The organism is Gimesia aquarii, from assembly GCF_007748195.1.
GTDB classification, from domain to species: Bacteria; Planctomycetota; Planctomycetia; order Planctomycetales; family Planctomycetaceae; genus Gimesia; species Gimesia aquarii.
Window position 1 is genome coordinate 6,938,065 of the sequence record NZ_CP037920.1, and the last position, 21,068, is coordinate 6,959,132.

Annotated in this window: 12 protein-coding genes; 9 read left to right on the forward strand and 3 right to left on the reverse strand. The window is 48.4% G+C overall.

Going from position 1 to position 21,068, the window contains the following annotated elements; translation table 11 throughout:
* Positions 1-252: 252 nt before the first annotated feature.
* Positions 253-1,575, reverse strand: coding sequence for a hypothetical protein (locus tag V144x_RS26465; protein WP_144989923.1), 1,323 nt, complete (start codon positions 1,573-1,575; stop codon positions 253-255).
* A gap of 287 nt (positions 1,576-1,862) precedes the next feature.
* Between V144x_RS26465 and V144x_RS26470 the strand changes: the two genes are divergently transcribed.
* Entirely contained in the window at positions 1,863-2,966 is a 1,104-nt protein-coding gene (locus V144x_RS26470) for a cis-3-hydroxy-L-proline dehydratase (RefSeq protein WP_144989925.1), read from the forward strand.
* A gap of 334 nt (positions 2,967-3,300) precedes the next feature.
* Here the strand turns inward: V144x_RS26470 and V144x_RS26475 are convergent, their stop codons facing one another.
* Both V144x_RS26475 and V144x_RS26480 read right to left on the reverse strand, forming a co-directional pair.
* The gene (locus tag V144x_RS26475; RefSeq protein ID WP_144989927.1) at positions 3,301-4,665 is read right to left on the reverse strand and encodes a hypothetical protein; all 1,365 of its coding nucleotides are present in this window, start codon (positions 4,663-4,665) and stop codon (positions 3,301-3,303) included.
* Between the two features lie 352 nt (positions 4,666-5,017).
* A complete protein-coding gene (locus V144x_RS26480; protein WP_144989929.1) occupies positions 5,018-5,566 on the reverse strand; it encodes a GNAT family N-acetyltransferase in 549 nt (182 codons plus the stop codon).
* Between the two features lie 600 nt (positions 5,567-6,166).
* On the opposite strand from V144x_RS26480, the gene V144x_RS26485 reads away from it, so the two are divergent.
* The 8 genes from V144x_RS26485 (at position 6,167) to V144x_RS26520 (ending at position 21,010) form a co-directional block, all read left to right on the forward strand.
* A complete protein-coding gene (locus V144x_RS26485) occupies positions 6,167-6,877 on the forward strand; it encodes a methyltransferase family protein (protein WP_144989930.1) in 711 nt (236 codons plus the stop codon).
* Positions 6,878-6,898: 21 nt separating this feature from the next.
* Complete coding sequence (locus V144x_RS26490) at positions 6,899-7,870, forward strand: ketopantoate reductase family protein (protein ID WP_144989932.1); 972 nt, start codon at positions 6,899-6,901, stop codon at positions 7,868-7,870.
* 402 nt (positions 7,871-8,272) lie between these two features.
* A complete protein-coding gene (locus V144x_RS26495) occupies positions 8,273-8,701 on the forward strand; it encodes a BlaI/MecI/CopY family transcriptional regulator (RefSeq protein ID WP_144989934.1) in 429 nt (142 codons plus the stop codon).
* 68 nt (positions 8,702-8,769) lie between these two features.
* The gene (locus V144x_RS26500) at positions 8,770-12,165 is read left to right on the forward strand and encodes a M56 family metallopeptidase (RefSeq protein WP_144989936.1); all 3,396 of its coding nucleotides are present in this window, start codon (positions 8,770-8,772) and stop codon (positions 12,163-12,165) included.
* Between the two features lie 55 nt (positions 12,166-12,220).
* The gene (locus V144x_RS26505; RefSeq protein WP_144989938.1) at positions 12,221-13,561 is read left to right on the forward strand and encodes a DUF1800 domain-containing protein; all 1,341 of its coding nucleotides are present in this window, start codon (positions 12,221-12,223) and stop codon (positions 13,559-13,561) included.
* Between the two features lie 22 nt (positions 13,562-13,583).
* Positions 13,584-14,771 carry a DUF1501 domain-containing protein gene (locus V144x_RS26510; protein WP_144989940.1) on the forward strand — a complete coding sequence of 396 codons (1,188 nt, stop codon included), beginning with the start codon at positions 13,584-13,586 and terminating at the stop codon, positions 14,769-14,771.
* A 574-nt stretch (positions 14,772-15,345) separates the two neighbouring features.
* Positions 15,346-18,063 carry a leucine-rich repeat domain-containing protein gene (locus V144x_RS26515; protein WP_144989942.1) on the forward strand — a complete coding sequence of 906 codons (2,718 nt, stop codon included), beginning with the start codon at positions 15,346-15,348 and terminating at the stop codon, positions 18,061-18,063.
* A 292-nt stretch (positions 18,064-18,355) separates the two neighbouring features.
* Positions 18,356-21,010 carry a fibronectin type III domain-containing protein gene (locus tag V144x_RS26520; RefSeq protein WP_144989945.1) on the forward strand — a complete coding sequence of 885 codons (2,655 nt, stop codon included), beginning with the start codon at positions 18,356-18,358 and terminating at the stop codon, positions 21,008-21,010.
* Positions 21,011-21,068: the final 58 nt, after the last annotated feature.

Below are 21,068 nucleotides of genomic sequence, written 5' to 3' on the forward strand. Positions count from 1 at the left end.
CTTTGAAACTCGTTTGATCATGATCAAAATGAACATGAGTATGGAGAATTGGCTCAAAATGTGTAAGATCGAGTAACCAGAAATAAGGAGCTTTCATAGCTAAGTTTTTTTCTCATTCAAGCTCATCCGAAACAGGGATATTTTCCTGGCTTAGATATGATACGAGATGTGCATATAGCAGAAGGACAACAGTCAGAAAACAATTTGAGAGTTTGTTTCCTGTTTTTTGATTTGTGACACTAATTGTCTCACTCAATTTGCTTTCATCTTCCGGCGTTTTATGAACACGAAAGATGCTAACACAATTAAAAAGATCAGGTTAACAATCAGCATCCATTGACGATTCGATAAACCTTCGTCACTCACTTTTCCGGGTGGAACATATTTCTCGCCAAAGTTAGCTAATTTTTTCAGCCCACCATCATTGATGATGTAAAAGGCATTTTCAATGTCATCCTTAACCAATTCCCCCTCTTCCATCCCCAGTCCCTGATAACTAAATTGATTTTCATCTATTGGATGATTCAAGATACTCTTTTCAAATTTGACCGTTCGATGATATTCAAGCTTTCCACTAGTTCGATCATGACTGGTTGAGTAAACATAAGTGGGAATAAAAATGCCATCAACTGCCTTCCATTTCCATGTTTTATGTTGAAAAGGATTGTCACCATTTTTGTTTTCCGAAAGTAACTGACTAATAGGATTGAAACCAACCGAAGAGCTCCATATCGAAGTCGAATAATAAGAATCATCGTCACCAATTTTATTCACAATTTTATAGCTCACACCATCTTTCGTATTGGCCTGAAAAACGGATATTCGTTCCTTTACCTTTTTGACTAGTTCGGCACTACCTTCGCCTTTCAGTAAAGGTATATATAAACCAAGTCCTTCCCAGAATCTCTGAGCTGGAGAGAATCCAAAAAATGCGAGAGGATCTACAAAGTCACCATGAGAATGGCGTAGACCAATCCCAGCTGGTCTTCGAAAAGCGGCCCGTTTATTCATAGCCTGTGGGTGACCTTGTAAGGAATGAAATCCCGGTGCTACGATATCTGGGTAAAATTGAATGTAATGCTCGGAAGTAATCACAGACCGGTCATTTATTGGATGGACATTAGGAATATTAACTACTTTCTCCGTCTCCTCTTCAAGGAATATCAGACTACTATTCTCTTTTGAGCGATAGTAGGAATTAGAAGGAATATCGATTACAAGGTTCAATTTCATATCTGCCTTCTGGATAAGTGGCCCGGCGTCTTGAAGGTTCAGGTATTGTGCGACGAATGTTTCACCAAGCGCATGTTTCACATGAACGAGACACTCTCCTTTCCAGGTACGCAGCTTTGAATAGTTTCCTTTGGTTTGATTGGCAAGCATTTCATATATGTTGACTTTTTTGTCAACAACAACCTCTTGCCAATCCAGGTTATCGGAAACTTGAGTTTCCGGGGGAATTAACTCACTTTCAATATTCTCATCAGCAAAACTGTAAGTAGAAGATAGAAAGCTGATCACATAAAAAATAACAGCCCCTGCTATCAGAATGGATGAAAGATCTTTAGTTCTCATAATACGATCTCAACTTTCCTGAAAAGAGCAAGTAGAAGGTAGATAAGTAATAAAGTCTCAGTACTATGAATTATATAAACACTCTGAAAAAATAGCTTTACTTTTCATTGTAATCATTTACAAATTCTACACGACAGTTATTAAATCTAGAAAACGGATGAAAAAGTAGACGAAACACAAAACAAGCAAGACGTAAATATTTAGGGTTTCTTATGGGTTCCCGAAACATTTTCTCACTTCACTGTGAACTCAACCACTCAGGCAGGATTTAGAAAGAGGGTACTAACGTGAAAATTTCGCGAATCAAGGTTTACCAGGTGGACTTGCCTTTGTTGGAAGGGAAATACAGTTGGTCTGAGGGGAAAAGTGTTGATGTATTTGACTCGACTGTTGTCGAAGTTGAGACAGATCTTGGAATTACCGGCTACGGCGAAGTCTGCCCTCTGGGTCCGGTCTATCTTCCCGCTTATGCACGAGGTGTCCGGGCGGGGCTGGAAGAGTTGGCACCCGCACTTCTCGGCGAAGATCCCCGGCAGTTACTCGTCATTAATCATAAGATGGATCGCGTGCTGAAAGGTCACCCTTACGTGAAGTCTGCCGTGGATATTGCATGCTGGGATCTTCTGGGACAGTTAACAGGAATGCCAGTTTGCGATCTGCTCGGTGGTCGATATGGCGAAGAAATCACTCTGTACCGGGCAATTTCGCAACGTCCTGCAGAAGAAATGGCTGAGAACATCGCACAGTATCGAGCCGAGGGCTACCGACGTTTTCAGTTGAAGGTAGGAGGCCATCCCGATGACGATATCGCCCGTATTCGTGCGGCTCGGGAAGTACTGGAACCGGAAGACAAACTCGTGGCTGATGCCAACACGGGCTGGTTAATGCATGAAGCGATGCGCGTGGTGAATGCGGTGAAAGATATCGACGTCTATATCGAGCAACCCTGTCTGACCTACAACGAGTGCCTCAGCATTCGCCGCAATACCACGTTGCCGTTTGTGCTCGATGAGGTGATTGACTCCTCAGCAGCCATTCTTCAAGGCGCATCCGATGGTGCCATGGATGTTGTTAATATTAAGATCAGTAAATTTGGTGGGCTTACACGCGCCAAGCAGGCGCGCGACTTGTGTGTCTCACTGGGGATTGCAATGACGCTGGAAGACAGTTGGGGCGGCGACATCGTCACCGCCGCCATCGCGCACCTCGCTCAAGGCACACCTCCCGAATTTCAGTTCACGTCTACTGACTTTAACAGTTATGTGACAACATCCATCGCCGAAGGGGCTCCCCAACGAGTCGGCGGACGCATGTCTGCCTCGACAAGTCCGGGTCTAGGGATTCGACCACGGATGGACGTGCTGGGTGATCCGGTGTGGACCAGCGATTGAAGAGGGTCCGGTTTACGCTGGCCTTTCAATATTTTCCACTTTGGTGCGGCCCCATTGAATTCTTTTTTAGAAGAAAAAACAAACGGGCCTAAACCATGCCGCAGGATAGTAAAGTGGTCAGAAGCTGATTGAGATAACCGATGAACATGGAGTGTTTTTTTACCAACGATGAACCGCCATCCGCGGTTTGCGAATGCATTGATTCTACTATTGGAAGATTATAGTTTGTGCTCATCGTAATTATTCCGTAGCCGGTAGCGGGATCTCTTGACTCTCCGATGCCGGTTACTACTTGAGTAGTGCGAAGAGTTTGAAGGCGTTTTCTTGGTGACATCTAGGGGTACGTCGCAATGTCAATAACCCTACCGAAGTCAGAATCGTTTGGATCGGTGAGGAAGTTCCATTGATAGGTCTTGACATCAAAGCGAATCATTTTTGCCTTTTGAGAATCGCGATTTGCGATTGTTAATATTTCATCGAAAAATGCTTGTTGGGCTTTTGAATCTTTTCCTAAAACGAACCTGTAACGTGAGTCGGCAACGGCGCCGATCCACTTTTCGAGGCGTGCTTCTTCCTTGTGTCCGTCTTCATAAACTGCCCAAATTTTTTTATAAATAATCGAGCCATCTGTCTGCGTGTTGCTATACATTTGCATTGCCGTTGCAGGGTAAAACTCGACTCGCGCCAGCCAGCAGATACTAAGCCCTAACATCATGAACAGAAACACGCTGAAGTATTTTTGGTGCAGGCTGCGTTGTTGAGTGTTGCTCAGTGGATCTTGATTTAAAGTAGCTTTTCTACGCCAAGCTTGCGGGACGCATTCACTGAGGTTGTAAAATACGGCCTGGATCAGAATGAGGTCGAAGAACAAAATGCCTTGGAAAAACAATATCCCAAGATGCATCCCAGCTGTGAGCATTGGTATGACGAATCGAGCGCGTTTTGAAAAAAGAACGAGGCTGTAAAGTGACTCTGCCAAGACAGCAGAAATGCCCAAGGCAGAGAAAACGAAGACCGGCAGGCTGGCAATTTCGTGCTCGAGCCCCCACTCGAAGTGCATTGGATTGAGCGTATCTGTCATGACGATTCTTTTCAAGTTGGCACCGTGCCACCACCAAAATCCACCGTTGCGAATTTTACTAATGCCTGCCATTACATACGCACTGGCAATGACGGTCCAGCATAAATATCGGGACCAACCATAAACAGCCAAAGGTAAAATTGCGTCCGTCGTTTTTTTTCTGAAAAAGTATTGATCAGCCGATAGCCCATGTCCGCAGGGCATGAATGACAATGCGATGCCAACCAGTATCGGTACCAGGCCTGTGTGATAGTAATTAAAATGTTCTCGCAAAATGCCAGCATGAATTAAGACAAGAATGGTGGCACACGGAACGCTTAACCGCGTCTTGAATCCGAGCATTGCAAAAACGAGGAAAGTGAGGGTAACCATTTTTAGAACGAGAAGTTTGGTATAGCTGGCGTAGACCGATCCCCACTCCGGTATCATATGAAGTAAAGACATGATCCCCATTTTAGTCCGCAGTTGTGCAGGAAGATGGGACACGCTTGGCAAGTCTTCCCAAGCGACGTTTATGGCCAGTATCATAAATATCCAAAATCGGATCGCACCAAGGGCTTCAGGGCTTGCCTCACCCACAAAGTGATCAAAGTAAGTGGCACCCAGACGTTTAGCCATAACGATGATTGCATAAGCCACAATCAGTTGAATTGACACGAGTATGAGAATACTAATTGGGGGCAATCTTTGTTTCCTCAATAGAGAGCTGATTGATCAGGTCTGTGATCGATTATTGATGCAGAGTGTCCCTGGGCTGGAAAACTCTCACCTCGAATCTCAAGCAGCCAGCAACGGGATCTTTTTAGCTTGGAAATCCCCTTTGTGTTGAGGTTGGAACTATTCCAGGCTCTAATCACGGTCTATGCTAACTGCACACTTTTGCAGAGTCAAACTTCCGATGGTTTTCCCGACATTTCGTGAACACCGTTCGGCTTCGCGCCTCGGATGCGTATTTAGTCGTATGATCCAGTCATGACACGATATTGCATTCGAGAGTAATCGTATCTGAATACTCCCCACGTCCATAAATTCGACTCTGTTCTTCAACAGACAGTTCCGAAGACCGAAATCCGGCCTTCCTGTAGGCACGCACGGCTCGTCGATTGCGGAGCGAAGGCCGCACAATGCATTTGCGAATCTCGAAGTCATCACAAAGGTGGCCCATCAACGCCACTAAGGCATCGGTTCCGTATCCATGACCACAGCACACTTGGGACCGCATCCAAATGTCCAATTCGGCGAAAGATCGTTTAGAATCAAGTCCGTCATAGCTAATGTGCCCAATCGATTGGCCATCTACTTCAATGATGAACGAGCGACCTCGATCTGGTTGTGATCCGTCAAAGAAATGTGACATGTAATCACCGCAGAATTCATCCCAGGTCGGGATTGACACATCGGGGTATGCGGGTGGTCCCATCATAGATGGCGTTAAATCAGATGTGGTAAGCCAAATATAGATGTTACGGCGATCATGTTTGGTAGCGGGGCGAAGCGAGACTTCTTTGCCGTGGATCATTGTTTCTCTCTTTCTGCGTGGATTAATTTGTTACGTAGCGCACATCACACAGATCACATTCCATCCTCTCCTTACCGGCAATCACGCGGTATCTCGCACTGCAATTCACAGTTTATTCGGTTTTCCTTTTGGATTCCACAGCCGATAGTTCTTGCCCTTGATTTCGACCAACTTCGCTGGCTACAGAGACCTCGACGAGAGATATCATTTGCCGAGCAGAAGTTATGCAAGATATTTTTTTACGAAATAACAATGTCTTTAACTGGCGACATGAATTTTTCGCTCAGTTTTGTTAGTGAAACTCGTCAAATACGGGACAGTCTACTCAAAAAATAATAAAGCGGATTTCTTATGTACCCTCAAAACTCATACGTTTTTGCTAAATAGGGCTCAGTTCCATTCGCACAATTTGTCAGAATTGGTATCGTGACCAAAAGAAACGATTTAAGGAGTAGGTCGTCTAACAGAAATGCTATTCCACTTTCGAGGGACGATACATAATGATTAGTACAAAAATCGAAACAATTTGAATGAATCGATCAAATAAATCAGTTTAAACAATCAGTTCCATTGAGCGACGAAAAAGAAGGATACTCAGAAATGGTTGATCTGGAGACGCGCTCCAACTCCCTGGCACCTGTGTCGCCAGCCCTCATCGGGCTGGCTATCGCAGGGACGGCAGTCTTCTTCGCAATGCTGCTCTTTATTCCCGCGGGCCGACTGGACTGGATACTCGGCTGGCTCTACATAGGTCTCCTCATCCTCAATGTTTTAATCACGTGGGTCTGCCTGCAAATCTGGAATCCTGAGTTAATCGCAGCACGAATGCGTTTCAGTAAAGGAACGAAAACCTGGGACAAAATCTGGGCTCTGTTGTTTGCGCCCGTGATCATCGCAATTTACATTGTTGCCGGATTTGAAAAACGAGATGGCGTTTCAAGTCTGACGGAGACAGTATGGCCATTGGGCCTGGTGATCTTCGTTCCCGGGTCGACTCTACTCATCTGGTCGATGGTCGTGAACCCGTTTTTCGAGAAGACGGTGCGCATTCAGACAGACCGTGGTCATCGCGTGATCGACACAGGACCCTATGCTTATCTACGTCACCCGGGATATGTTGGTTTAATGTGTTGGATACTCTCGGCACCATTTCTGCTTGCGTCAGCGTGGGCTTTCGTCCCAGCACTGCTCTCTGTGATTGGGGTCATGATCCGCACGGCTCTTGAAGATCGCACACTCAGAGCAGAACTACCGGGCTATACTGATTACACGAAACGGGTGCGTTTTCGCCTGATCCCGGGTATCTGGTAACACTGATAAGGTTGAAGCACCATGAGAATCCTGGTTTACGGTGCCGGTAACATAGGAAGTCTTTATGCGGCCTTACTGAAAGAAGCGGGAGAGGACGTTTCCCTCCTGGCGAGAGGTAAGCGTCTGGATGACATCCGTGAACGGGGGATTCTTCTCGAAGAATTCAGCAGTGGGAAACAGACCACAACCAAAGTTAAAACGGTCGCATGTCTGGACCCTGGAGATGCATACGATCTTGTGCTGGTCATTTTGCCCAAGAATCATGTTGAGGAGGTTTTGCCGATTCTGGCCCAAAACCGTCAAACACCCAGCATGATGTTTTTCGGCAACAATGCCGCTGGTGCTGGGGAAATGGTCGAGGCTCTTGGTCATGCACGAGTGCTTTTAGGCTTTCCAGGAGCCGCCTCAGTAATGCACAACGATAGCATCCGATACCACATTCTCTCACAGCAAGAGCAGCCGACGACGATCGGCGAGCTCGAGGGCAGCCAGTCACCGCGCATTAAAGCGATCGCCAACACATTTCGCTCAGCCGGATTTCCCGTGTCAATTTGTGCAAATATGGATGCATGGCTCAAGACCCATGCCGCTGAGATCAGTCCCACGGCCAACGCTCTGTATATGGTCGCCTTAAACATACACAGGCTGACTCGCAACCACGATGCCCTCCTGCTTATGTTGCGAGCAATTCGTGAGGGTTACAAAGTCCTCTCAAAGATCGGAGTCCCGATCACGCCAAAAAAGCACCGTTTATTCCAATGGCTTCCTGAACCGCTACTCCTCCTATTGATGAGAAGCATGCTCGAAAACAAGACAGCGAGCATCAAACTCGGTCACGCAGTTGAGGCACGGGACGAAATGAAGACCCTCGCCGATGAGTTCCGAAAATTAATACGGAAAGCGGGTATTGACACACCATCGATCGACACATTGTACCGATATCTCAACGAAGAGTCAGAACCCGTTCCCGATTCGGACGGCCTGGTCAAGTAACCCTCGATACCGTTTGCGCTGAGTGAATCGCAATCTTTGAGGGTCTAGTTGCCGTAACTGTTGCGTTTAAAGATAACCGAAAAATAATCGTTGATCTTTCGTGAAAGTTCAGCCCCCCTATTAGTGATCAGCTCATCTATAAAACGGACTCCGTATGCATCCCGAGAACCCATACCTTTTTGCGAATGCTAAATCGACCAAATAATTTCCGACTGAACGGTCTTCAGCACGTACGATTTAATCAACGATTGATGCGACGCTATACCACACCTCTCTAGAAACAATTTCAGGAAATATTCGAAAATCCATCACATGCTCTTGACTGCTACTTTTTAATGTTACAATATGTAACACTACATTATGTAACCAATGGATTGTATAAGACGCATCGGAAAAGCGGTCATGGCAAAGTCAAACAGCAAACAACCAGCACTCAGTCCACTTGAGAATGCAGTAATGCAGATCGTCTGGGACGGTCAGCCAATGACAGGTGAAGATGTCCGTGAGCGAATGGATGGGACGCATGGCCTGAAGGCGTCGACTATTCGCACATTGCTGAGGCGACTTGAAGTAAAGGGGTATGTCACGCACGACGTAGAGGGGCGGACTTACATTTACCGAGCGGCTTTGGAGCAAACCAATGTTGCGACTTCGGCTGTCCGATCTATCGTGGACAAATTCTGTTCAGGGTCTGTTGAGAATCTGCTGGTGGGGCTTGTCGACGACAAACAAATCTCTTCCGAACGTTTGCAGGAACTGGCTAATCAGATTGCAGCAACTGAAGAAAAAAAGGCAAAGCAGAAAAAACCGAAACGCACGAAGCGTAATTAGATGAGTGAGCCGACAGGCGAAAGCTTTTCTTTTGCCGAAGTTGATATTAACCTGATCGGAGATGTTCGATGTTTCAGATCTCGAATCAATGGATGCTGTTCCTGCTGGATATTTCAACCAAATCCCTGCTGCTGGTGGTCATTGCGGGAACCTCTCTGAAATTGTTCAAATTGCGAGACTCCAACGTTCGGCATCGAGTCTGGTCTGGTGTTTTGGCGGGCATGTTATTGCTGCCACTGCTGGCTCTGGTTCTTCCAACCATTCCACTATCGATCCCGGCCGGTTGGACCAACAGGGAATCAACGATTGAACAAGCTCCTCTCGAGCCTACTCAGGTTGCCATCAACGAAACCAGTCACATCGTCTCAAATGAAAATAGTCCACTTGAGAATCGTGATGTGTCAGCCAGTTTATCAGTCAATCTGTCAGGGAGCATGCCACAATCGACATCGCAGGACGAGGAGGTCGCAGACACAACAGCAACCGTTTCAAATGGTGGAACCTCGCCTATACTTTGGACTATACCCAGTCTGCTCTTTATACTCTGGATCGCCGTGAGTCTCACATTCGCATTAAGACTGTTCGCTGGGCTTTACTCGTCCTCACAACTCTTGCACCGCAGTGTGATTGTAGCTGGACCACGAATTCAAGACTGCCTTGCCAAACTGCCAACAGCGCTCTTGCGGCGTCTACCAGCCATCCGCGAAAGTAACGAAGTGCTCGTGCCAGTGACCGTTGGATGGTTACGGCCAACGGTGCTTCTACCGGAAGATTGGCAAACATGGGCTCCCGAAAAATTCAGTGCCATTGTTGCGCATGAATTCACCCATGTTGCCCGACGTGACTTCTTTGTGACACTGGCTGCGGAACTCAATCGATGTCTGTATTGGTTTCATCCGGTTTCGTGGTGGTTGCGCAGTCGTTTGTCGGATCTGGCGGAAGAAGCATGCGATGATGCCGCCATCGATCACATCGGCGATCGTATCAGGTACGCCCGACATCTTCTGGAAGTGGCGACATCGCTTACATCTGGCTGCGGTCAACGAGTACAGCCAGGTGTATCAATGGCGCGTGGATCAAACGTGGAATCGCGAATTGCCTCAATTCTCGACTTCAAAAGACCTCTCTCACAACACCTGTCCTGGCGTAGCGCAACAGCCATCGCACTGATTGCTATCCCTGTCATCACTGCTGCAGCGGCCATCCGGCCAGCTTCTTCCGCAATCGCTACGTCCGATCAAGAACCGATTATAACTGCTGCTACTTCTACTGCTCCGACGATCGACACAGAAACAGTCCGCATTCACGGCCAAGTCACCGACACTAATGCTGAACCAATCCCTAACGCAAAAGTTCGTCTGTATCGAATGCAGTTTCCGAAATGGTACGCCGGAAGTAATCCCTCAACCCTACTCACCGAGTTCAAAGTTGATGGTAAAGGTCGCTTCGATCAAACTGTTGCCAAAGACAAAGTCATACGGGAGACTAAGAATCATGCGAGTTGGAAGCGCCTTCCTAAGAGCCATATGTGGTGGACGCTCCTTGTTGTCTCTGCACCGAATTACGCCTACTCAACATTCGGAGCCGAACAGTCAGGTCACATCATTAAAGGCAAGAAATTCATTTCGCCTGGCTTTTTGCAACAGTCGCTTAATGTAAAACTTCGCTCTGCTGTCACGATTCGCGGGCGGTTACTATCCATCGAAGGCCAACCTGTTGAAGGTGCAAGTGTGTCGGTCTTCCGCGTCAACCGTCCGGATGCATCAAGGCTCGACTCCTGGATTCAACAGACATCGAAAGTTCCGCTTGCAAAATCGGATAACCGTGCAACGATGTGGGGAGGGCCAGTCTCTCAAGGTGCCTATTTTCCCGTTCCTGCCGCTGAATTTCAACTGCCTCAGCAGTGTATTCAACCTGTCGTCACGAATCGTTCGGGTATTTTCGAACTGTCGGGATTAGCCGCGAAAAACGACCTTGTGATTCTGAGAATCAAGGATAAACGCCTCACCGACACGATCATTCACGTCCTTGCTCGCGACATGAAAACAGTCTATGGACACCATTCTACAAAATTAAGCAGAACTGGGGCGTACTACGGTCGAACGTTCGATTTTATCACTCAGCCAAGTGTTCCTGTATATGGCGTCGTCCGTGATATCGAAACCAAACGCCCTCTGGCTGGCATCCCGGTTGCTGTCGGGAGAATATATGGAACGACGATGTCTCACACAGGCTACATCACAACAACTACTGACGAAAAGGGACGTTACCGTATCGAGGGGCTTCCCATTCCCCCAGTGGGAACACGCAGATACGAACGAAACAACCTTGCAGTGCGTCCGGGTAAGCTACCTTATATCGAAACCGATTTACTCCCCGTTCCTCGTGGTGATGGTGTGAATCCAATTGAACTAAATATTGAGCTACGGCGTGCAGTGATGGCCAAGGGGAGGCTCACAAACAAAGCAACCGGCGCCCCGATTGCATTAGCAGAAATCTACTACGCACCTTATATGAAAAACGAAAATTGCGAAAAATACCATCGATACTCCGATGGATCGGTACGTTTAATGGGTAATAGCGACACCCGGTACTACAGCAACAAAGATGGTTACTTTGAAATTCCGGTCATTCCCGGTCGTGGTGTAATTGCCGCAACAATAAAATCGGGAGAATATATCACGGGTTTTGGTGCAGATAAAATTGAAGCGTTTCAAGGAAAGGATCCGAGTGAGTTGGGAGTTGTGCTTTCTGATCACCTCGTCCCTTCTCTATTCCACTCCCTGAAAGAAATTGATGTTCCAGTTGATCTATCTGAGTTTACACTAGACATGCACGTTGATGAAGGCGTGTCGATGACCATGAACTTCGTGGATCCAGGGGGAGATCCAGTCAAGGGACTCATCGGCAATGGACTCAGCAGCAACATGGGAGGGAAGATGATCAAGGATGACCAGGCCGAAGTAACAGGTCTTGCGATCGGTGTCATTCGCCCGATGTACTTCTCCGACAACACCAAAAAGCTCATGCGATTCATTCGTCTGATTCCAGAGAAAGGACAGACTCATTTCACTGTTAAGTTATTCCCACCCAGTCGGCTCAAAGGCCGGCTTGTTGACCCAGAAGGCCGACCATTGGCGAATGTAGCACTCGAAACTCGACATCAGAACGACCCTTTTATGGGTGGATCGCTGCCTCAGACCCAAACAGACAAAGATGGTCGATTCGATTATCCATTGCCCACTGGGACAAGTTACAAAATCCTCACCAAAATGGACAAGTACTTTATCGTTATGGAGGAACTCGGGAACCCGAAACCAAAGAATATTGATCTTGGTGACCTGATACTTGATCCGGATGCTGAACGATGGTCGAATTTGAAGGCGAAACGAGAACCTGTCATTTCAGACTTGGCCTCCGATATAGTCGAGGATGTGCCATCGGATTCAAACACGAAAGATTAAATTGATCGAAGCCAAATTAAGCAATATAGATACCCATATTCAGTAGAATACCACTATGAGAACTTGGCAATTGTATCAACCAACACCACAGCAACCGTGGACGCCAAGCCGTGCCGCCCATCTTCACCGTCGCACCGTTTTTGGGGCGACGTGGAAAGAACTACAGCGCGATTTGACTGGCAAGCCGCAGGACGCGGTCACCCGGGTTCTCTCTGATGAAGTTCGTGCCGATGGTGTTCCCGATGAATTCACGAGTCTCGCTAATCTCATCGGCAACGCTGCCACTGAGCAGCCAAACGTGGAACGGCTCAAAGCCTGGTGGATTTATCGTGTACTCTTCACACCCGCCCCATTACAAGAGCGATTGACGCTGATGTGGCACAACCACTTCGCCACCAGCAATCTGAAAGTAAATAATCTGTCGTTAATGAAGCTGCAAAATGATACTTTTCGGAAACACGCGACAGCTCCATTCGGCGACCTGTTGCACGCCATGCTACGCGACCCTGCATTACTGATCTGGCTGGATGCGTCATCAAACCGCCGCGGACATGCAAATGAAAACCTGGGCCGGGAACTTATGGAACTATTCACACTCGGCATTGGCAACTACTCTGAATCTGACGTCAAGAACGCTGCCCGCGCGCTTACCGGTCTCACCGTGAAAGAGGGACAATTCCATTTCGATTCCCATCGACATGATGCAGGCCAGAAAACCATTCTGACTAAGACAGGTCCGTTCAACGCGGATCAACTTGCTGATGTTCTGCTTCAGAACCCCGCAACCGCTAAACGGCTGGCTAGTCGACTGATCGGCGAGTTCTTCAGCGAAGGCGTCGTCAACGAAACAGCATACAACGAGCTTGCATCTCAACTCCGGACAACAAATTTGGATATCGGCAAAGCGGTCGAGACAATCCTTCGATCCCAGTTGTTCTTTTCCGACACGAACATCAATTCGCGAATTTGTGACCCGTTGTCATTCCTGATCGCTCCGCTGCGTGCACTTGAACTGTTTGACAAACCGCCTAGTACGCTCGCATTGAGTGAGTGGTTACAACGAATGGGTCTGGATTTGTTCTATCCACCGAACGTCGCTGGCTGGCCAGGTCACCGAACATGGCTGACAACACGCACTGTCATCGCCCGAGCCAACTACGCGGCTGCTGTGGTTTCCGGTGAAGTGTATCGACCAGCCTACGTTTCCGATCTGCAGGAACTGGCAAAGAAACACTCCGCCAAAAAAGACGACACGTTCGAGAAGATGATGAAAACACTCTTGCTGGGTGGTGCGACTGATCTTCCAGCGAAAGAATCAACCAATCCAACAACTGATTCGCGCGAAGCCAGCTGTGTTCTGAAACTGTTAACGGGATTTCGTGCGCATCTACATTAATAACGAAAACAAGGAAACCGTCATGCTGAATCGACGAAGCTTTCTGAACCAATCGTCTTTACTGTCGCTGTCTCCTTTCATCCCTGGGTTCCTTTCGCAGACCGCTCATGCCTCAAAAGCAAGTAAGGACGATCGGATTCTCGTCGTCATTCAACTCGACGGTGGCAACGACGGTCTCAATACTGTGATCCCTTTCGCCGATGAGATTTACGCCAAGTACCGCGACAAGCTGCGTATCGATAAAAAAGAGATCATCAAGCTCAACGATTCTTTGGGCCTCCATCCCGGAATGAAAGATGTGGGTAAGTTGTTCGACAACAATCAACTGGCCATCGTCCCCGGAGTTGGCTATCCTAACCCAAACAGATCTCATTTCCGCAGCATGGCGATTTGGCATTCCGCACGTTTAGATCCTACCGACCACACTGGTCAGGGATGGATCGGTCGCGCGTGTGATCAGCAACAGAAATCTGGCAACGCAACACCAGATGCTGTTTTTGTCGGAGATAGTACTATTCCTGCTGCGATCATTGGCCGGCGAACTAACTCCATTGCTTTGAACAAGGAAGAGGAATTCATGCTGGTTTCGAATCTTGCCGCGCCCGATAAACCCGTGTCTGGTGACGATCTACAGTCATTTGTGCAAAGCACCGTCAATTCTTCCTACACAGCCGCAAAACAATTCGCAGAATCAACAAAAAATCGGTCCTTCGACAAGGGGGGCTATCCGAATTATCGACTGGCACGCAAGCTGCATCTGATTTCACGTATCATTCGACTGAATAGTGGCACGCGAATTTTCTATGTCTCGCAACCTGGCTACGACACACATTCCATGCAAAAGAATACACACGCACGTCTACTGGCTGAGTTCAGTCGCTCCCTTAAAGCGTTCCTGGTTGATATCAAGAAGGCGGGTTTCAGCGATCGCATCATGGTTATGGCATTCAGTGAGTTCGGGCGTCGTGTGAAAGAAAACGCCTCGGTTGGAACTGATCATGGGACATCCGGTCCGGTATTCATCGCAGGTGAAATGGTTAACGCAGGTGTGCTCAGCAAGTATCCATCACTTGAAGACCTTCAAGATGGCGATTTGAAATCGACCATCGACTTCCGCAGTATCTATACATCACTGCTAACCGATTGGCTTAACATAGATGCAACAGTCCCGCTTGGCGGGGCGTTCAAATCACTCAGAGTCGTGTCCTAACTACAGTCCATAGCGTCAAAATCTCAGCCAGTCTGTATTTGAATGCTTCATCGACACTTGTGTTTACTCAAATGGAGTGATCGCGATCACTCCATCTTCCATGAACTCATACCAACTCTGGAACACTGTTTAACAACTCATTTTGCGGACAAATCAAGTGAGGTAGATGAAACTGTCTTCGGTAAGCAGTGAAAAGAATCCAAAGATGATAGCAAGGGTTTTTCGTCGAAATTTGTTCGGGATACTCATCATTTGTTTCACAGTAATCGCAAACTAACTGTTTCTCGGAAAAATCTTGAAGTCGGCTCGATTCATCGGTCGTTTCACCGATGCGAGTTACAGTCGAACGCATACTGCCAAAGTCGATGCACCCACGGCAAGTCTGAGTGACGTCTAAATGAATGCAATATCTTAGTGGCAGAGCAATGCCGCAACCAGAAATCGTCATGTCTCAATTTGAATCAATTGTGGTTTTTTGTCGATAGACTTCTGATTCCCTGGAACTTCAGACAAGATTCCGGCGTCTGTATATGGGAAATCCATCATCAATTTGTTGAAGTCGGGACACCGAAACATGGTCACGTTACTCCGCCAGTCCTGCACATGCAATGCAGTCAAGCTTGCCCGAGTGGTAATTTTGTTCCTGATGTTGGTCTTGAACGGTTGTAGCAGGCAGCATGAAGACACTGGCGACGCGAAGCCCGTACCAGAATCAATGCCGTTGCTGCCGAGTTCGATTCCCCCGCTGGATAAGGAACTCGCCGGAGTTTATCGGTATCGAGCCGCCCCGACCGGCGAAAATCGTTCGTCGCTGCCAGCCGATCTCGATGCAGTTATCAAGAAGATCCGACAATTCGAATTCAATGCTGTTCTCCTGAAGGCACCAACCGGCCAGGACGGAAACGACCAATGCGAGCGCGTCGCCGTTCGTTGCAATCCACTGGGACCGATCAGTCATCAGCTGCAGGAAATGCCCTGGTGTTACAACTACACGTTCATTCCCGGAACGAACGTGGTCTATGGTGTTGACCAGGGACTCTGTCGTGTGAACACAGAAACCGGCGAGTTGGAGCGTTTACTCGACGCGACAGATTATACCTTGCGAGCGCCGTTCGATTCAAAACGAAGGGAACTCGTTCTGATTACCCGGAGCGTCTTTCTGGTAAAGTTTCATGTCGACACTAACGAGGTGTCGAAAACCAAAGCGCCGGGGTTTCCGTCCGTTTCGTATCCAATGGCCTACGATCCCGCATCTGATCGTTTCCTGCGCCTGGATCCGGGTGAACAACGTAATGGGCAGCCCGACATCCAGCTTCACGAATTCGATGCAAAACGAAGGCTACTGTCATCGCGAAAGATTCAGTCGCAGGTGCGGGTCTCTCTCGACCAACGAGACGGCTGGGTCAGCACGTACGATGCCACGGTCATGGACGGACATCTGATTCTGGTCGTGCGTCGTACTCCGCAATACGAACAAACGGAGTGTCAGAATATTTGTCATGTCATTGACCTGAAAGCGAATCAAGTGATCTTCTCTGCCGAGATGATTCCGCAACCCGCAAGCGATCCACCGAGTCGAGAAAACAGTGAAGCATTGTCGGCAGAACAGGCACTGGCCAAGGCGAGTGTCGGCGGCAAGTATCACCACCTGATTATGAAGATTCCCGCACCTGAAGACGATTTGATTCATACAACGTACAGAGAATTTGGTGAATACACGGGCACGCAATGGCGCGGGTACAATTTACCCAGTGGCCACTACGTTTACGTGTACCCCAATTGGTACGTCTGGCGAACGCGACTGAGCGAGAACAGCGGTAAGAATCAGCGTGTCAGTGTTGTCAATACGCCGGGGCAGAAACCTGTAGATCCTCGCTTGAAAAAAGCGCAAGCCGCCTACGTACGGGGCGAAGAGGAGGACGCCGCTGCCATTTGGGAGTCCATTCTCAAAGATCCGGCCACGCCCTATGCGTGGTACAGAGCAACAATTTCACTAGCCACTCGATCAGCGAAACGCGAATACCTCACCGGTGCCATCAAACGTCTGGAGCCGCTCGGTCAAAAGGTCCTGGGTGAAAAGACCAGTATTCCTTTTGCCGTTCCATCAAACCAGATTGCCGCCGAAATTCTGACGCTGTTGAAGTCCTGGCATGCGGAACTGGGCCAATACCGGCAGGCCGCAATCTATGCAGGAGCGGTCAAGGGAACGTACTACGGTACTTGCGGCACATACCAAGCCATGTACGAAGCTAACGCAATAGCAGAAGCGAAAAAACTCCGACAGTGGGCCGAGACCAGGGAGTATCATCCATCACCTCGATTCGCGGAGATGATCAACGGGATGACGATTGCAGACGGAGGCAACGCCAAAGCACCTGTTCTTAATCGACTGGCCCGGTTCAAACGCATCGTATTCGAGGGCTCGAAATTGAATGACGGCGGAGCCGCCCTGCTGCAGAACCTGCCACAATTGGAAGGAGTCATATCACACGATACGCAATTAACCGATCGAGGCTTGTGGTCTCTTGCAAAGCTTGGCAAGCTCGAGGAACTCGTGATTCCAGACGCTCGAATTACAGACGAGTGTGTGCGGTATCTAACGAATCTACCGCGGCTCAGGATTCTGAATCTGATGAATTGCCCGATCACAGATGAGTCTGCCGGCACACTGGGTTCACTGAAGCATCTAACTCATCTGAAACTGACTCACACACGAATCACCGACGCAGGTATGGCCAAACTGGCGGGTCTGACACAACTCGAGCAATTCGGATTTCCCTACCAGAACATTACTGGCAAGGGGCTTGTAAATTTGTCGGGAATGCGCCGTTTGAGGTCAGTCTACATCGGTTGTCCGTCGATCGACCCGCAAGAAATGGCGCCGCTGGCCAACCTGCATTTACTCACGACGATCAATATCCAAACGCGATCCGGCGCGGGTGATGGGCTCAAACATTTGAAGGGACTAAGCAACCTGAAAGAACTCATCCTGAGTGACCCCACCATCAAAAACCATCATTTGACGCCTCTGAAAGGGCTTTCTGTAGAAAAATTGTCTGTCTGGGGAACGACCGTCGACGACGGATGCATTGATGTGATTCTCAGCATGGCATCACTCAAACACCTTCAGGCAAACGGTCTGCGAAAACTCACTCCCGCGGGTATCCGTCGCCTCAAGGATCACCCATCCCTCTCGGAGATCAGCCTGACTGATTACTGCATTCCCAAATCCGAGCGAACACCGCTGCTTGAAGACATGAAGCCGATCAAGATCACCTATTACGCCAACTGAGTGGAATGGTGATGCTCACCGCGAAACTACACATCGACCACATTTTCCTTCGTCTGGATCAATGCCCGCAGATTGACTTTTGTAGTCTGATTTGCCAATCTTCCAAAGGCAAGACGAAAAAAAACCGCTTAACAAGGAACTTTTCTGGATTCATTGCAGGGTGTCGTTTACGATATCGTTACTGAGTTATGGTGTTCCAGGTCTGTTCATTTAACGTGTTGTGACGACCCTGTTCGCCAGACTACATTGTTTCACACAACTATCAATCACAGTTTCAAAAACGAGTTTTAGCATGCGATCCCTGTTTACTCTGCTCTCAATATCGTTGCTCATCATAACAGATGCTATCGCAGGAGATCCGATTCAACTGCCGGTGACCAAAGACAACTCGATTGTTATGGTTGATAGAGAGTGGGAGCTGAACGCCGGACAGCAGGGGCGGATTCGTATCAAAGGCAACCAGCATATGGTTGCCATGGCGTTTGACACCTCTGCCATCGCGGGGAAACGAGTGAAAAACGCCACGCTGGTTTGTCTACAGGGGAAAGAGACGATTTCCGGTGTAACTATTTCCACAATCGCCACACCTTGGGATGAACAACGTTCAAACGGTTTGACCGCAGGAATGGATGGCATTAAAGGCTGGGGCTATAAGGGAGCTCGGTTCCCAGCGGTGTGTGGTGGTAACGGATTTACGTTGGTACACAATACAAATTCAAAAATTCGTGATGGCAAGTATTATTGGGACGTGCCACCCGACATGATTCATGCAATGGCGATTGGTGTTGCTCATGGGCTGGCTCTTCACGAACATAGTGCAGATACGCGACGCAATCCAACAATCTTTGCGCATGAACAATCTGGGAAGAAGCCATACTTGATGGTTGAGCTTGACGATCAGGTTGATGCAGTTCCAGATGCTCCGACAGAGTTACGATTGGTTTCAGCGGATAGTACCTCAGCGCAACTAATGCTGAAGTCTCCCCTGCGTGATGGGTTTGCTTACGAAGTCACCATCGATGGTAAGCTGCTTGGCCGACACAATATTCCGCTTGTGAGGAATGGTCACGAGCAATCGATTCCACTGCGAGATCTCCCTTCATCGATCGCGGCAGATCGGCCGTATGAAATCAAGGTCGTCACACTGAATCGTACAGGACAGCGTTCAAAGCCTGCGGTGCTTCGTAGTGTGGTTCTGAAATCCGGTTTGATCGATAAACCAAGGGTGACCTTTGCACGAGCGCATTCCTCACCCGTTGCTGGTCTGAGTGTGATTCCGGTCACGGACAAATATGACGCTTCAGGAAAGTCTGTCGGTAAACTTCCCAGAGATTACCGGACTCACAACGCAATCTTCGACGGTCGGCGCGTTCAGCTCACAGCCGCTGCCGGCGAAGTAATTGGATTTCAGATACTGCTGCGAGGCGATACAGGTAAAAAAGTGTCCGTCAAAGTCCAACTGGACGAACCTGAGCCTCGGATCGATTTGTATCAAGCTGTTTACGTTCCGGCAAATGGCCGCTCGATTCCCGATCCACTGCTGCCGCTACCTGATTCCATTTCACTCAAGCCCGATACTGACCGCTCCGTTGTAGCCGATATTTATATTCCCTTCAATGCTTCACCAGGCCTTCGCCGGGGGAAGATCACCATTTCCGACGGACGTGTCGTACCGCTGATGATCAAAGTTCTTCCCTTTGCTTTGCCTCGCCAAGCGTCATTCTTCTGCGAGATGAATAGCTATGGGTTGCCCGATCATGTCAACGATTACTATGCGCTGCAACAAATTGCGTACGATCATCGAGTCCACTCAAACATCCTGCATTACTCACACCATACCGCAGCACCGGGAGCGAGGAAGAGTAATTTCGATATGCGTTTGCGTTCCGGTCGACGGATGGACAATAAACGGTACGATGGTATTCAACCGGGTTCTAAAGTCGGATACTGGGACGATTTTGTGGAAGCTTTTGGGCCGTACATTGATGGTTCACTGTTCAAAGATGGTCATCGTGGTCCGATTCCGGCACCAGGCTTCTACCTGACGTTTCACGAAAGCTGGCCGTTGAATTGTCGAGCCTACTTCAACGGCAATCCGGACGCATATCAATCGTTTGCTGATCGGCCCGTGTATGCTCAGACGTATGTCAACATCCTGCAGGACTTTGCTCGACTTGCAGAATCCAAAGGATGGAAGCAAACCGGCTTTCAAGTCTACTTCAACAATAAGGGATCTCTCAACGAGAAGACCAAAGCGCCGTGGATTTTGGATGAACCGGCAAGCTATTGGGATTACCGGGCGCTGCAGTTCTATGGAGAGCTGACCGACCGTGGCCGTATTGCACCGGAAGTTCAGATCAATTATCGCATTGATATTTCTCGTCCGGAATACTGCCGTGGTCAACTGGATCGACGCGATGATTTCTGGGTTGTGTCAACATCAGCGTTTCAGAATTATCGTCGTCTGGTAACAGACCGCATGCAGCGTGATGGCTTGAAGGTTTGGGTTTACGGGACATCAAATCACGTCAATGAAACAAACCGCAACGTACAGGCCTGGGCACTGGATGCCTGGCAGGACGGAGCAACTGGCATTGTTCCCTGGCAGACGGTCAATAAATCGGGGAGTGCATTGAAAAAAGCGGACCAATTGGGTCTGTTCATCTTCGACAAAAACGCTGCTAACGAAACCGTCATTCGGCATTCGATGCGATTGAAGGCTTATCGCGATGCACAGCAGTTGATCGAGTATCTCAACCTGCTTCAGAAACAACGAGGCTGGACTCAGGATCAGATGCGGCGCTTTGTTAATCAATTCGTGAATCTAAACGCTCAGGTTACCAAAACCAATGAAGCGGATGCGGGTACGACCGCCTATGGTCGGCTGTCAGCTTCGGGACTTGAGATACTCAGGATGGCAGCAGCAAAACTGTTGACGATGCAGTAGGAATTCCCTTCGATTGAATTCCAGACTTCTACCGTTCAAAATAGAATTATCTGACTGA

What these genes read in the sequence shown, in the direction of transcription:
- V144x_RS26485 (WP_144989930.1), top strand. Translation starts at nt 6,167, where the DNA reads ATGGTTGATCTGGAGACGCGCTCCAACTCCCTGGCACCTGTGTCGCCA.
- V144x_RS26465 (WP_144989923.1), bottom strand. Translation starts at nt 1,575, where the DNA reads ATGAGAACTAAAGATCTTTCATCCATTCTGATAGCAGGGGCTGTTATT.
- V144x_RS26505 (WP_144989938.1), top strand. Translation starts at nt 12,221, where the DNA reads ATGAGAACTTGGCAATTGTATCAACCAACACCACAGCAACCGTGGACG.
- V144x_RS26495 (WP_144989934.1), top strand. Translation starts at nt 8,273, where the DNA reads ATGGCAAAGTCAAACAGCAAACAACCAGCACTCAGTCCACTTGAGAAT.
- V144x_RS26515 (WP_144989942.1), top strand. Translation starts at nt 15,346, where the DNA reads ATGGTCACGTTACTCCGCCAGTCCTGCACATGCAATGCAGTCAAGCTT.
- V144x_RS26520 (WP_144989945.1), top strand. Translation starts at nt 18,356, where the DNA reads ATGCGATCCCTGTTTACTCTGCTCTCAATATCGTTGCTCATCATAACA.
- V144x_RS26490 (WP_144989932.1), top strand. Translation starts at nt 6,899, where the DNA reads ATGAGAATCCTGGTTTACGGTGCCGGTAACATAGGAAGTCTTTATGCG.
- V144x_RS26480 (WP_144989929.1), bottom strand. Translation starts at nt 5,566, where the DNA reads ATGATCCACGGCAAAGAAGTCTCGCTTCGCCCCGCTACCAAACATGAT.
- V144x_RS26475 (WP_144989927.1), bottom strand. Translation starts at nt 4,665, where the DNA reads ATGGCTAAACGTCTGGGTGCCACTTACTTTGATCACTTTGTGGGTGAG.
- V144x_RS26500 (WP_144989936.1), top strand. Translation starts at nt 8,770, where the DNA reads ATGTTTCAGATCTCGAATCAATGGATGCTGTTCCTGCTGGATATTTCA.
- V144x_RS26510 (WP_144989940.1), top strand. Translation starts at nt 13,584, where the DNA reads ATGCTGAATCGACGAAGCTTTCTGAACCAATCGTCTTTACTGTCGCTG.